We start from the raw sequence: 14,017 nt of genomic DNA on the forward strand, positions 1-14,017 counted from the left end.
CAGCATTGAAGACTAAGCGGTGGACGCCATTTCTTAGTAGCGCTTTCGATAATCGCAGGGTTGATTGTCATTCGGCCTGCAATATTGACCCCCTAAGCCGGGGGATCGGCGTCCAAAATTGCCCCCCTACAGATTGGTCTGTTGCGCTGCCTGCTTTGGAACGAAGAACGAAGCAGGTGGTGGGGGGATGCTGATCGTGGAGACGATTGCCCGGATCCGGCGCGAGCACTTCATCAAGGGCAAGACGATCAAGGAGATCGCCCGTGACCTGAAGGTGTCGCGGAACACGGTTCGGAAGGTGCTGAGGTCGGGAGAGACCTCCTTCGAGTACGAGCGGCAGGTGCAGCCGCGGCCAAAGCTAGGACGATGGGCAGTAGAGCTTGACGGATTGCTGGCGGCGAACGCGGCTAAATCGGCTTGTGAACAGCTGACGTTGATCCGGATCTTTGAAGAGCTGCGCGGCCGCGGCTATGACGGCGGTTACGATGCGGTGCGGCGTTACGCCAGGCGGTGGAGCAAAGAACGCGGGCAATCGACCGCGGCCGCTTATGTCCCGCTGAGCTTTGCCCCCGGCGAAGCCTACCAGTTCGACTGGAGCCACGAGGTGGTCCTGCTGAGCGGCACCACGGTGATGGTGAAGGCCGCCCATGTTCGGCTCTGTCACAGTCGCATGCTGTTCGTGCGGGCCTATCCGCGGGAGACGCAGGAGATGGTGTTCGACGCCCACGACCGGGCGTTCGCCCTGTTCAAAGGCACCTTCACCCGCGGCATCTACGACAACAGGAAGACCGCCGTAGAGACGATCTTCGTCGGTAAAGGGCGTCTCTACAATCGCCGCTTCCTGCAGATGTGCAGCCACTATTTGGTCGATCCGGTCGCCTGCACGCCAGCGTCGGGCTGGTCAGGGAACGCTTCTTTACGCCGCGGCTACGGTTCAAAAACCTCGACGAGTTAAACGGCTGGCTGCTCGACAAATGCATCGCCTACGCCAAGGCGCATCGCCATCCGGAGCTGGTCGATCAGACGATCTGGGAAGTGTTCGAAGCCGAACGCACCAAGCTCGTTCCCTATGCCGGCCACTTCGACGGCTTCCATGCGGTGACGGCATCGGTCTCGAAGACCTGCCTGGTGCGCTTCGACAACAACAAGTACTCGGTCGCAGCCAGCGCAGTCGGACGACCGGTCGAGGTTCAAGCCTATGCCGATCGCATCGTGATCCGTCAGGATGGACGCATCGTTGCCGAGCACCCTCGATCCTTTGGCCGCGGCGATACCGTCTACGATCCTTGGCACTATGTGCCGGTGCTTGCCCGCAAACCCGGCGCCTTGCGCAACGGTGCTCCCTTCAAAGACTGGGTGCTGCCGGCCGCGATCGAGCGGATCCGGCGCAAGCTTGCCAGCACCGACGATGGCAATCGGCAGATGGTCGACATCCTCAACGCGGTGCTGACTGACGGTCTGCCCGCGGTGGAAGCGGCGTGTGCCGAGGCGCTCAGTCACAGCGTCCATTCCGCCGATGTCGTTCTCAACATCCTGGCCCGGCAACGTGAACCCGCCCCACCGGCCAACATCATGACGCCGGCCGCACTGATGCTCCGTCCTGCACCGATCGCCGATTGTGCCCGCTACGACAACCTCCGGAGGACCATCTGATGGAACGAACTCAAATCGTCGACCTCATGGGCGAACTCAAGCTCTACGGCATGAAGGCTGCATTCGACGAGATCATGGCAACTGCCGTCAAGCGCCAGCACGAACCTCAGCGCATTGTCGGCGACCTGCTCAACGCCGAGATCAACGAGAAGCAGGCCCGCTCGATCAAATACCAGCTCACCACTGCCAAGCTGCCGCTTGCAAAGGACATCGCCGACTTCCAGTTCGATGGTACGCCGATCAATCAGACTCTCGTCAATGATCTCGCTGGCGGCGGCTTCATCGCCCAACAACGCAACGTCGTGCTGGTCGGCGGCACCGGCACAGGCAAAACCCACCTGGCCATTGCCATCGCCAGAAGCTGCATCCGATCCGGCGCTCGCGGCCGCTTCTTCAACGTAGTCGACCTCGTCAATCGCCTCGAGACCGAGACCCGCAACGGACGGCAAGGACGGCTGGCCGAGTATCTGACCCGGATGGACTTCATCGTGCTGGATGAACTCGGTTATTTGCCCTTCGCCCAGTCCGGTGGACAGCTTCTCTTCCACCTCGTCAGCCGGCTCTATGAGCGCGCCTCCGTCATCGTCACCACCAATCTCGCCTTCGGCGAGTGGCCGAGCGTGTTCGGCGACGCCAAAATGACCACGGCGCTGCTCGACCGATTGACCCATCACTGCGACATTGTCGAGACCGGCAACGATAGTTGGCGATTCAAGAGCCGAGACAACGATCACGCCACCCGCGCTCGTCTTGCCTCCGCTATCCCGGCTAGCTCCGACGAAACGAGCGCTACCAGCAAAACCCGCCGCACGAAGGGGTCAAAATTGGACGCCGATGAGGGGTCAAATTTGCAGGCCGATTGACACATAGTTAGATCGAAACTCTTTGGTCGACCAATAGCATCTCCTCCCGGTTAATAAGAGCTTTGCGGCTGCCGAAAGCCTGACAATCGACCCTGCGGTTCGCCATGCTCGACGGCTTTCGGTATTCGGGAATGACTTTGTCAGGGCTATTTCTGGCAGCGCACATTTCCATACTGGTCACCGCGAGGCAGCGGAATGCGGACCGGCGCTACAATCGACTATCCCGCACCTTATGGGTCATCCCCTATTGCTGCCTCGGCACCACAACAGATTCCATGAAATTGGAACTCGGACGGCGGGGTTGTGCATTCGGAGAGCATCCTTCGTCAGCCAGCCGTCAGCCAGGCGGCCTATCCAGGGACGCTGCGCATTGTTGACCGTATTGGAGATGGAACATGACGGGGATTGGCCGACCTGGCGAACCGCACGTTGGGGCTGCGGGAGCCGACACCACGTCGGTATCGAGCAGTGCGCATTCGGAGCCAAAGTTTGTCCCTGCGGAAGGCGACCGAGTTTTCAACTCCGTCGTGGAGCGGATGCGCTTCGCGTCTGAAGATAGAATGGCGACGCTCGCGAGCCTGCCCTCAGGTTCGGGTGTGGCAGTCCCCATTTCCTCAAGCGGTGAGGGGATCAAGGCAGCGAAACAAAATATGGACGGCCTGCTTGAGGAACTTGATGCTTGCCACAGTGCTGCCATGGGCGCTCAGAACTCGTCTGAGGCGCAAGAGCTGATCGATCAGGTTGTCAAAGCAGGCGCAGCAGTTCTGGATTACTACGCGAGCCTGTCTCCAGATGTGGCGCGCAGCATTCTGTCCGAAGAGCAGGCTTGCCGAATTCGTGACCGGACTCTGGATGCGGGGAACGAATGCAACGCGCTGGCCGAACCGACTATCTACGCCTTGGAGAAGAGTAGGGAGAATGCGGGAAAGATACTCGAGCGGATGCGCCAATCCAATGCTCCGCCCGACCAGCTGATCCGAGCGGCTTCCAGTGTGGCGAAACACTATTTGGCCTGCACGGAGTGGTGGGAAAAGAAGGCATTGCGCTCTGAACGGATGCAGTCCGTCTGCGCAGCCACTGCCAGCTTGCCAAGTGCAACGGCCGAAAGGCGACAGGCCGAACAGGCGACACTACGGCTGCATACCGGCTGGGCACTGAATACGAGGTGCGTGCATCTGCAATCGCAAGTCCTTCTCGCGCGGGTCATGATTGAGTCGCACGCGAACACGCTCGACCCGGCCGTCAGGCAAATCCTCTTGGGTGAGAACGGTCGGGCGCGTCTACTCGGAACCTTCATGGGCGATGTTGTTCCGGCATTCCTCTCAACGGGCGACGCTGTTCTGAACAGCAAAGGACAAGCCCTGGACGCAGAGCACTGCGCCGTTCTGGAAGGGGTCATGGAGCGGCTATCGGAATTTGCGTCGGCGTTGCCCAACATGGTTGCCGAACTAAGGAATAAGGGAGCAAGTCCCGAGCTTCCGTTGGATCTGTTGGATCAGATCGTGGAAGGATCGTGGGTCACGGCACATGAGGTCATGCGCCTGCTAGCAGTGCAGCCGAAGACACCAGCCATCATTGCACCGCCAACGGAGGCTGGCCTTGCGTCACCGGCTGACACTGCCGGCAACGACCCGGCGGCCGAACGCAGTCCAGCGCGAAGGAAAGGGAAGGGCAAGCGGAGGCAGGCCGGAGGTGCGGGGAGCTCGGCAGCCGGGCAGCCCGAGCCGCAGCTCGCTAGGCCCGAAGCCGACACGGCGCGAACCACCAAGGTTATTGTGCTCTCGGATCTGGGCACGAAGAAACTCGCGAGCGCGGAAGAGGCGCATACGAGGATGTCATCGTCCGCGAGGGAACACTTGGCAATATGGCAGGCCCCGCCATCGAAGGAGACACTGACGCGCCTGCTCGCGCGATTGGACGAACTCTTGCAATTCGATCTGCCCAGTGAGCAAAGAGCCGTTTCGCAAGCGCGCCACATGAAGCCCGAAGATGCCGAGCACGTCGTGGACACCGTGGTTGAGCGGCTGCAGAGCCAATCCGCGGAGATTGAGGCCTGTGTAAAGGCGCTGGACGAACCTCGCCGACGCGGCCTACTCACGCCTATCCAAGTGCCCGAAGTGCAAAAAAAAATAGTCCGCCTCAAGGCGATGTTGTCGGAGGTTAAGGGGCAGGCACGTACTGCGAAGGCGCAAAAGGCTTCGATCGAGATCGATTGCATGAAGACCTATGCGTTTCCCTCGCAGAAGTACCTCGAACGGTTGCAGGCGGCCGAGGAGTTGGCTCCCTTGGAGTCACCGCGCGCGCTGAAGGGTGAGCCAGGAACGCTGTTCGAGCTCAAGCTGCAGCCTACGCCACTGCGCAATGGTACGGTGAATCCGATGTGGGTGCACATCCATACGAAGCGGCCGGTCTATGCGTGGCAGTTAACGACATTGGATGACGCCGAATTCGCCGCTTGCCACGTGAAATCCAACGAACAGCGCGGCTACAATCGCCTGTGGCAGAACGCTCGAGCTGCAACGGGTCACGAAGACGTCGTGATCCACCGCGGCAAGCTCACGCCTGCGTTCTGCAAGTCCTTGTTAGGTTCCGCCTTTAGCGGCTATCCAGGGTATCTTTTTGCCGGAACGGAGCGCGGGGCGCGCAGGTGACTCGATACGAGACTAGTTAAGCGACTCGATAGAGTGCCGCTTGTGGTACGGCATCGGTCTTCTTCGCATCCGGATCCAGTGGCCGAATGAACCGCACTTTGGCCTCCAGGCTCCAACTCCTGAGTTAAGAAGCCGGATTGAGCTGTGTTGGATAGGCGAGCGTTCGCCATTAGCAACTCGAGGAAGAGGCCCAAGAGTTCTCTGAGCCGGGCGAGGATGCGGCTGGAAGTTGTGGCCGACGGCTGAGAGGACGACATTGGCGGGGTCGCCGGCGCGGCCCTTTGAGGTAGCAGCGGCCGAGGGTGGCCTTCGGCCTTCATGTGCCCGATGATGGGCTCGATGACAGAGCGACGCCGCAGCTCGCGCTTGATGACACCGAAGATGCTGCGCTTCTGGCCGGAGATGAAGACGCGACGCATCGTGGCCGCGGTACCCCTTGTCGATATAGGCCCGCGCGATCGGACAGCCGGTGAGCGTCTCGGTACGCTCGATGACGTCCCGCAGGGGGTGCCCATCATACGGATTGTCGGGCATTGCGCTCGCGTGCAGCACGAACACTCCGCCGGGAGCGCGGCGATTGTTGGTGACGACGGAGGCCTTCACGCCGAACTCGTAAGGCGCGGCGGCCTTGGCTTTGCCGATGCACTCCACCTCCGGACCATGGAAGGAATAAAAGCTTCCAGCCGCGCTGGCGCTGCTGCTGCGAACGAATCTGCGCGGCCCAGCCGAGCGAAAGGGCGAAGGCCTCCTCCAGTGCCGGCTGGCCCTCGATGTTGCGGCGGATGTCGCGAATGATTGGGCCCAGCCTGCTACGCAGGATGCGCAACTGTCCCTGATGCCGCCTGAACTGTTTGGCGCGAGCGTAGCGGGAAGCCATCATCGCGGCGGCCTTGGCCACGCGAGCATAGGATTGCCGGACCTGACCCCGTGCCTTCTCGCCAACTGATTGAGGCCCTTGATGCCCGCATGCAGCAGCTCGGCATCGGTCGGAATGGTGATGGCCTTCGGCTGCACTGTGGTATCGACCGTGACGCGCTTGAGGTCCTGGCTGCGTAACGTGCCGGCCTCGTGCGCCACCCGCAGGCGCTCGGTCCGCAGCAGCTCCAGCTTGTCGCCGAGCCGCTTGCGCCAATGGCTCAGGTCCGAGCGCTCGTGCGTGAAAGCGTGCTGGAAGAACTCTAGGTCGTGAACCCGGCGCTCGCACACCCCCTCATCGGACAGCCCGTAAATGTGCTTGAGCAGCAAGAGCCTCGCGATCCCGGCCCGGCCGTTCTCGCTGTAAAGCGGACACCCAGATGATCGACTCCACCCACGTCAAAGCGCATCGCTCGGCAGCGGGCGGAAAAGGGGGGGCAGAAGCAGGCTGTTGGTCGCTCGCGCGGAGGGCGCAACACGAAGATACACGCACTCGCAGATGCTAAGGGGCGCCTGATCGCCATTCTGTTGACTGGAGGCGAAGCGCACGACTGTCTGATCGCAGAACGCCTGATCCGCAGGGTCAAGCGGCCGAAACGGATGCTCGGTGACAAAGCCTATGATAGCGCCGAATTGCGTGAAGTACTCGATGAGCGCGGAACCAAGCCGGTTATTCCAAACCGCAGCAATCGCAATCAACCGTACGGCTTCTCAAAGCGTTTTAGCCTGCTCCGGGCTCCTCTGTGTTTGGCCGAGGCAAATATTTGGGCGATGTAGCCACGCGATTTCAAAAGATTCTCTGTCGCCGCACGGACTGAGGCGTCGTCGTCAACGACGGAAATCAAAGGCGTGGACAAGACGAGCCCTCCTGAAGCGGGAATAGCGGCTGCAAGCATTAGCCACCTTCGGCGAAAAGTGGGCTCGACTGATGAAATTGTAAAATCATACTTGGGTTTGTTCAGGATGATTGGCGCGAATTCCCAGCGTCTCAGTCATTCTGATCAAGTCGGCCAGCGACCGTGCACGCATCTTTTTCATGACGTGTCCCCGGTAGATCTTGACCGTAATCTCGGCGAGCCCAAGCTCGGCGGCTACCTGCTTGTTCATCAGGCCGGTAGCGACCAGTTTCATCACCGCCTGCTCGCGCGGGCTTAAGGTCTCAAATAGAGCCTGCAGGTTAGCGACGGTCTGCTGAGCCTCCCGTCTTTTGCGATCGCGTTCGGTCGCGGCAACCACGGCATCAAGCAGTTCCTGATCGCGAAACGGTTTGCTGAGAAAATCGACCCGCTCCTTCCTTCATGGCCCTGACGGTCATGGGAATGTCGCCATGGCCGGTAATGAAAATGATCGGAATATGTATGTTCAACCTCGCTAGCTCGGTCTGGTAGTCAAGGCCGCTCAAGCCTGGCAGCCGGACATCAAGTACTAGACAGCTATTAACGTCCGGAATTGTGCTCTGCAGCATTTCGCGGGCCGATCCGAATGCAATGACGTCTAACCCTACCGATTGAAAAAGGTTCGTAAGCGAGCGACGCATGGAGATGTCATCCTCGACGACGAAGACGATCGCCTTTGTCGAGGCCTCGGCATTGCTGCCTTCACCTGGCGAGTCAAAGCGTCCTGTCACGAGACGGCCTCCTTATGCAGCGGCAGGGCAAACTGGAAGGTCGCGCCCGGTCCATTTTTGTGGACCATTGACAGCCGTCCTCCGTGTGCTTCCACGATCGACCGGCAGATCGAAAGACCCATTCCAAGGCCACTCGATTTGGTAGTGAAGAAGGGATCCAAGACGCGGTCCGCGTCCTTCTCTGCGATGCCGACGCCGCAATCGGTCACAGCAAGCTGGACGTGCCCCACATCATTCTTTGATGATTGAATCAGCAGTTCGCGCGTCCGGTCTGTAACTGCGTCCATGGCTTCGATTCCGTTCATCACCAGGTTGATGATCACCTGCTGTAGCTGAATCCGATCGCCGAGGATCGTAGGCAGCTCTGCCGTCAACTCCGTTCGTAACGTCACTCGGTGGCTCACCAGCTCTCGTGTTACCAGCGCAATGACGTCCTTAACGACCTCATTGATATCGAGCGGCACCATCTCAATCGCGCCTTTCTTCGCGAGCGCGCGAATACGACGAATCACCTCGCTTGCCCGGATTGCGTCTTCGATGATCCACTCCACCGAAGAGCGCGCCGCGGAAAGATTAGGAGCTTCGCGACCCATCCAACCGAGGCACGCATCGGCGTTGCTGATAATAGCGGCGAGTGGCTGGTTTATTTCGTGGGCGATGGAAGTTGTCAGCTCCCCTAACGTCGTTACACGCGTGACATGCGCAAGCTCCGCCTGTGCCTTTCGTAGTTCTTGTTCGGCTTGGTCGGCGCGAATGGTAGCGGTGATGTCAGTGCTGACGCCACGGTAGCCGAGAAAATTACCCTTTCCATCGAAAAAAGGCTTGCCACTCGTGCGGACATAGATCGGAGAACCTGTCCGATTCACGGTGCGGTAGACGAGATCCCGAAACGGAAGATGGGCCTCCAACGTCGCCCGATGCTGCCGCCACTTCTCGGGTTCCTCTTCGACGTCGCACGCAATGTCCCAGCGAAGCAAGCCCATCAATCCTGTCGCCAAAATTCCCGCAGCGCTGGTGTGCTCGGATAAGTGAGTGACCTGATGATCCGACCCGGTCTCCCAGAGCCAGTCGGAAGCTGTTTCGGCGTAGTCGCGAAAGCGCTGTTCGCTTTCGCGCAGCGCGGCAAGTGTGTTTTCCAGGCGTTCCCTAGCTGCGTGTTGCTCGGTGACATCCATATGTGTTCCGATCAGCTCGCTGACGTTACCATCGCTGCCGACCACCACGTGCGCAACGGAGTGTATGCGTCTTATCCCGCCATCTGGTAGAAGGATACGAAAATCATACTCGAACCGCCCCTCCTTGCGTTCAATCGCCTGTCGCTGCACCTCCTGTAGCCGCGGCAAGTCGTCCGGATGGATGCGCGATCGAATGGTCTCGATCGATACCGGCTCTTGCGGGCTAAAGCCAAACAGACGATCGACCTCGGCGGAGCGATACACGAAATCTAGACCGTAGACGTCCCAGGACCAGCTGCCCGTGTGAGTGAGATGCTGGGCTTCGGCCAGATAGGCCTCGCTCCGGCGCAGCTGCTGTTCTGCTCGCCTCGCCGCCGTAATATCCGTAGCTGCCCCAACAAACTCGATGTTACCAGAGGCTGTTCTCGTCGCTCGTGCCTGCGCATGGATGTGCTTCACCGAGCCGTCCGGTAGCAGAAGCCGGTATTCGTGCTCGAAATCGCTCGGGTCTCGCATCGCGCGATCGATAATTTCTTTAACCGAAGCCCTATCATCTGGATGAGTGCGCTCAACGACGAGCTGCGGCCCCGGCGGCACTGTGTCAGGATCTAATTGGAAAATCCGAAATGTTTCCTTTGACCAGAAGGCCTCGCCCGTAGTGGGGTTCCAGCTGAAGCTGCCTGTGTGACTCAACTCCTGCGCCTGGGCTAAATGTGCTTCGCTCCGCTGCAGGGCAAGTTCGGTCCGCCTTCGCTCCGTGATATCTTCGCAGGCGATAAGGACAATGGGCTGCTCATCGCCCCAGAGCATGGCTTTGGCGTTTTCACGTACCCACAATACCGAGCCGTCCTTCCTGACTTTCTGGACGTCCCACGTCCGCGATTGTCCGATGTCCTCAAGGCACGTCCGAACGCATTTGCGAACGAACGCGCGATCCTCCTCAAGAAATACGCCCAGCACGGATTGACCGATCAGTTCAGCACGAGCATAGCCGAGTTGTGTCGCGCCGAACGTATTGACGTTGAGGACAGTGCCAGCTTCATCGACCATGAAGTACATGGCCGGATTGTGCTCGAATATTGCGCGCCACCGTTTTTCGCGATCCTCCAAATCGGCCGCACTCCGCTGAAGCTTGACCGCAGCCACACGCGCAGCCTCTCTTTCCTGGCGGAGCTTTCCGATCAGGTGCGTTCCCACAATCGAGGAAATAAGGAATGCAACAACCACCGGAAGATCTTTGGGGTTATCGATTCGCAGGCTAAACGCCGGCGGCGCAAAGTAGTAAACAAGAGCAGCGATGGCTAGGATGCAAAGCGCGGACGAGGCGACGAAGCTGCCCATCAACGAAAACAGCAATACCACTAACAAATAGGCGAACGCCGTCGCGGCGAAATGCGCCTGAAGGTACAAGCATGCCAGTGTTACCACGGCCAGCGTTATGCTGCCGAAGGTAAACTGAGGGGCTGAACTTTTAAAACTGCTGATCTGGCTACGCATTTTGACACGGTCCGGCCGGTTCTCCGGCGGGAGAGCTATAACGTTTTAGGGCGCGTACTGATAACGCCACGACAATACCGGGCCTCAGGTCAGTTGTCCGCGCAGTTCTGGTTCCGGTGATCAAGCGGGTTTGTGGCGCAACCATCCCTTCATTTTGAGACCGTCCCGCATGTTGAGAGCAAGAAGTGTAATGTTTGTTGCGCCCGCGACGAGCTCGATCACCTGCACAGCATAGAACGTGGCATCGAATTCAGCCGCCTGAGCCTTGGACGCAAGGAAGAGCGCAGACGGAATAAGAATCAGGATGCCGTTTCCTGCAATGAATGGCATGCGCTTGAATTTGGTCCCGATCAGTCCGGCCCGGCGCGCCTTTGCCAAGATGACACCTGTACCACCGGTCGCAGCGAGCGCCGGAATCAGCAACAAGAAACCCCACGGTATGGTGCTCTTAACCGCTGCAACTGTGGCATGGGACGCGAACAGCTCGCTGAGTACCGTCGACAGCCAAAATGTGCCGATCGTTCCGATAGCCAAGGCGCCAGCGACAGGATGGATCAACTTGATCATGAGTATCTTCCCTTCCTAAAAAGAGCAGGGCTAGGCAACGCAGATGCCGGGCACGGCAACTTTCTGGAACAGATGAGGGGAGGCTATCGCGGAGGCCGGATAGCTGGCGATTTTTGCTAGAAAGTCAGGATGGGTGAAGGCCGCGCGGAAGTGTGCGGTGGATTCCCAGACGGCGTAGTTCAGATAGGTCGAGCTGTCGCCGAGAGCTCTGTGCAGCTGAGTGGAAATGAAGCCCGGCTGTTGCTTCATGAACGCTGCGTCGTCCTGCCAGGTCTTGAGAAAAGCCGCCTCATCGGCTTTGTCGAGAGTGAATGGGTTCACCAGGACGACCGAATTTGCGTCGATAGCGATCTGGCGGTCGATCGGGAAGGAAGGGTCGAGTGGACGTAGCAGCGACATGAGTGCCTCCATTGCTATTTGATCTGTGATGTCTAATTGGTATTATGATCACATACCACGTTGACATCATAGTGTCAATACCAAGCAATGGTGACAAATGAAAAGAGCCAAGCGAACCCCGGAGGGTGACGCCCTGACCGACCTTGTTCTCGATCTATTCAGGCTCGATAGCCTATTTCTGACGGCCGGCGACCGTCTGGTCGCCCCGCTCGGCCTAACAAGCGCACGCTGGCAGGTGCTTGGCGCCATTGTGACCGCCGAACGTCCCCAACCGGTCGCTTGGCTCGCACGTGACCTCGGCGGCAATCGTCAAAACGTGCAGCGGATTATCAATGATCTGCACAGAGAGGGCCTCGTATCTTTTGAGGTCAACCCGCATCACCGACGGGCGCAGCTCGTCGTGCTCACTAAGAATGGACAGCGCGCCTTCGAAGCCGCAATGGAGTTGCAGGCTCCCTGGATCAACGATCTTTCAGAAGGGCTGTCGGTCAAGGATATACAGATTGTCCATCGCGTGATCACGGCCTTGCGAGATAAGCTTGAGGGCAGTCGTGAGGACAAGTCGGCCTGACATGGCAAAAGCATTGTGATTGGCCCGGCGCCCGTGATTCAAGCTCCCAAACTGAGGCTTCGAACCATGCGCCATGAACTAACGGACTACGAATGGGCAGCTATCGAGTCTATGCTACCAAACAAGCCGCGTGGAGCCCCTCGGGTAAAACGACCGACGCGTCCTCAATAGTATCTGCTGGATGCTGCGATCTGGTGTATGGTGGATTTAATGAGTTTCAATATTGGTACGCGGTTCGCGCGCCGATTGCCCTCAACCCGAACGACCTCATCGCGCAGAACCGTCCTCGGGATATCGTGCGGACTTCGAGTGTACAAAGCATCCAACACTGATCTTGTTAAATCATGATTATCGAGAATTAGCGGGAGGTGTTCTGCGGCCCACCTAAGGTTGGCAGTTCGTCTAGGAATTGCCGAGTGCATCTTCCAGAATAGCCTTAAGCCGCGCGGCTCCCTTTACCAGCTCGCGATCCAGGTCCGCTTTGATGGCTACGGCATAATCGTTGCCGAACTCTACGGTGTGGCCCGAATCGTTGTGGTCCAGCGTTCCTGGGGGCAGGAGCTGATAGGCTCTTATACCCAGGGCGTGCGTATCGTTCGCGCAAGCAGCAACTCGTGCTTCATCATAGGGCGGGACTTCGACTGTCGGCAGCAGATCGGCATCCAGCGCATCAGTGTAACTCCCCCACGAATGCGCCTGGAGATCGATCAGAGAGTCCTCACATATGCTGTGGAATGTCGGCGCGCGCGTATATGACGTGCCGTCGTATCGCTTTGCGTGCAAGATGACATGCAGTTTGTTAACTCCTTGATCGCCGTTATGTTCGCTTGCGTGCAACGCTGCTCCAGGTCCCCAGCCAGATGGACAACAAGCTTCAGCGCGCGCAACTTCCTCAGAGCGCGAATTGTCTTTGAGGATCGCAATCGCCGCCGGAAGACCTTCGAGGATGCAAGTTCCCTGGTCGTGTTCATCCTTGCAATCAAGAGCGTCGTCATATGTCGGCCGATCGATGTCGATGTCGACGAAATGCCAGCGGTAGGTGTCCTTTCCTTCTGGCGTTGAATTTATAGTCGTACGCCCAGTTTGAGATGGCGGCCAACGAAGTGTGCCGATCGGCTCCTTGAGCTTGGGCCTGCGCTGCCGGACTTAAGTGCCGCTACGCCAGTTCCGCAATGACAGAATGACGTGGCTGTCCCCACGCTAGGGAAGATGTGCTGCCTACAGCAGCGGTGCAGATCGCAAGTATGGGTCTGAGTGGTTGCCCAATATTGATGAACTGCGTCAAGTGGTTTGCGGACAGGCAGGTGCCTGGGTTACGGCACGTCGACCGGGGGCATGGATGCCGTCGGGCGTGGCACGAAGCGAGTTTGGTGCCGGTCACGTACTGCCAACATGATCGTAAAAGCCGTGAGGAGGATTAGGAGAGCGCGCATGCAACAAGGATTACTCGAAACGATATATCGCAATTATGAAACGACTCACACCGCGGGCCTGGGAGGAGGGGCGGCTCTTACGGGGCATCCCACGGCCTATTGGCCAGCAAACACCGCACAAATTTTGATACTCGTTCGTTCTCGCCGGCAGCCGCCGAACAGTGGGATGATTGCGCTTAAAAAATGCGCTTTCCCTTGCAGACTGCAGGAATAGTGCAGCAAATTTGAGTAGGAATCCGGTGATTGGCTATTCACCACGAAGGCAGCCGCCCCCTCGTGCTGCTTCCGGGCGCCATGAAGGACGGTTCATGCGCAATCATGACATTGTGTCCGGCAGCCTGTTGGCGCTGACCGCGGCTGGGCTTGCGCCGCTTTGCTCGAGCCTGCTCGCATTTGCTTTCATCCCGCGGCCCGACCTGTGGTCGCGCTAGGATCCCTGCGAGACCTCACGCAAGATGGTACGCAGCTGGACAGGGGCGCTGGTATGTTTTCCACATATGGAGGCCCGGCGCTTGCAGATGATCTGCTCAGGCATCCGTAGGGATCCGCTTCCTCGATTCGCGTCGTTTTCGCATGTAGTGCCGGTCTTGAACGGCCGACCTGACCTCCTGGCTGGCCTTCGTGCAGTTGCCCATTAATAACGCAATTCCCCTCCATCGAACGATA

The 14,017-nt window shown here is 58.8% G+C and carries 9 protein-coding genes and 3 pseudogenes; 6 read left to right on the forward strand and 6 right to left on the reverse strand.

Annotated features, from left to right (window positions below; all coding sequences use genetic code 11):
• Window positions 1-187: 187 nt before the first annotated feature.
• The 3 genes and pseudogenes from istA to ACVIIV_RS16765 all read left to right on the forward strand — a co-directional run.
• A pseudogene (gene istA, locus ACVIIV_RS16755) lies at window positions 188-1,644 on the forward strand (IS21 family transposase); the annotation flags it as partial.
• An 8-nt stretch (window positions 1,645-1,652) separates the two neighbouring features.
• Window positions 1,653-2,516, forward strand: coding sequence for an IS21-like element helper ATPase IstB (gene istB / locus ACVIIV_RS16760; RefSeq protein ID WP_456745135.1), 864 nt, complete (start codon window positions 1,653-1,655; stop codon window positions 2,514-2,516).
• Window positions 2,517-2,911: 395 nt separating this feature from the next.
• Complete coding sequence (locus ACVIIV_RS16765; RefSeq protein WP_456745136.1) at window positions 2,912-5,167, forward strand: hypothetical protein; 2,256 nt, start codon at window positions 2,912-2,914, stop codon at window positions 5,165-5,167.
• 124 nt (window positions 5,168-5,291) lie between these two features.
• Here the strand turns inward: ACVIIV_RS16765 and ACVIIV_RS16770 are convergent.
• Window positions 5,292-6,457 (reverse strand): annotated as a pseudogene (locus ACVIIV_RS16770) (IS5 family transposase); the annotation flags it as partial.
• 33 nt (window positions 6,458-6,490) lie between these two features.
• Between ACVIIV_RS16770 and ACVIIV_RS16775 the strand changes: the two are divergent.
• Window positions 6,491-6,859, forward strand: a complete 369-nt coding sequence (locus ACVIIV_RS16775; protein ID WP_456748750.1) for a transposase — start codon at window positions 6,491-6,493, stop codon at window positions 6,857-6,859.
• 165 nt (window positions 6,860-7,024) lie between these two features.
• Here ACVIIV_RS16775 and ACVIIV_RS16780 read toward each other — a convergent pair.
• From ACVIIV_RS16780 to ACVIIV_RS16795, 4 genes and pseudogenes are all read right to left on the reverse strand, one after another.
• Window positions 7,025-7,709 (reverse strand): annotated as a pseudogene (locus ACVIIV_RS16780) (response regulator transcription factor).
• Window positions 7,706-10,381 carry a PAS domain S-box protein gene (locus tag ACVIIV_RS16785; protein ID WP_456744697.1) on the reverse strand — a complete coding sequence of 892 codons (2,676 nt, stop codon included), beginning with the start codon at window positions 10,379-10,381 and terminating at the stop codon, window positions 7,706-7,708. The pseudogene ACVIIV_RS16780 and the gene ACVIIV_RS16785 overlap by 4 nt, the downstream one beginning before the upstream one ends.
• Window positions 10,382-10,501: 120 nt before the next feature.
• Window positions 10,502-10,948: a hypothetical protein gene (locus tag ACVIIV_RS16790; RefSeq protein WP_342733978.1), complete on the reverse strand. Its 447-nt coding sequence runs from the start codon at window positions 10,946-10,948 to the stop codon at window positions 10,502-10,504.
• A gap of 30 nt (window positions 10,949-10,978) precedes the next feature.
• Complete coding sequence (locus ACVIIV_RS16795) at window positions 10,979-11,347, reverse strand: antibiotic biosynthesis monooxygenase family protein (RefSeq protein WP_456745137.1); 369 nt, start codon at window positions 11,345-11,347, stop codon at window positions 10,979-10,981.
• Window positions 11,348-11,444: 97 nt separating this feature from the next.
• Here ACVIIV_RS16795 and ACVIIV_RS16800 point away from each other — a divergent pair, with 97 nt between their 5' ends.
• Window positions 11,445-11,918 carry a MarR family winged helix-turn-helix transcriptional regulator gene (locus ACVIIV_RS16800; protein ID WP_456745138.1) on the forward strand — a complete coding sequence of 158 codons (474 nt, stop codon included), beginning with the start codon at window positions 11,445-11,447 and terminating at the stop codon, window positions 11,916-11,918.
• Between the two features lie 402 nt (window positions 11,919-12,320).
• On the opposite strand, the gene ACVIIV_RS16805 is transcribed toward ACVIIV_RS16800, so the two are convergent.
• Window positions 12,321-13,031: a S1/P1 nuclease gene (locus ACVIIV_RS16805; protein ID WP_456748751.1), complete on the reverse strand. Its 711-nt coding sequence runs from the start codon at window positions 13,029-13,031 to the stop codon at window positions 12,321-12,323.
• A gap of 628 nt (window positions 13,032-13,659) precedes the next feature.
• Here ACVIIV_RS16805 and ACVIIV_RS16810 point away from each other — a divergent pair.
• On the forward strand, window positions 13,660-13,782 hold the full coding sequence (locus ACVIIV_RS16810; protein ID WP_256439322.1) for a hypothetical protein: 123 nt from the start codon (window positions 13,660-13,662) through the stop codon (window positions 13,780-13,782).
• Window positions 13,783-14,017 lie beyond the last annotated feature (235 nt).

The sequence above is a fragment of the Bradyrhizobium sp. USDA 4354 genome, assembly GCF_054060315.1.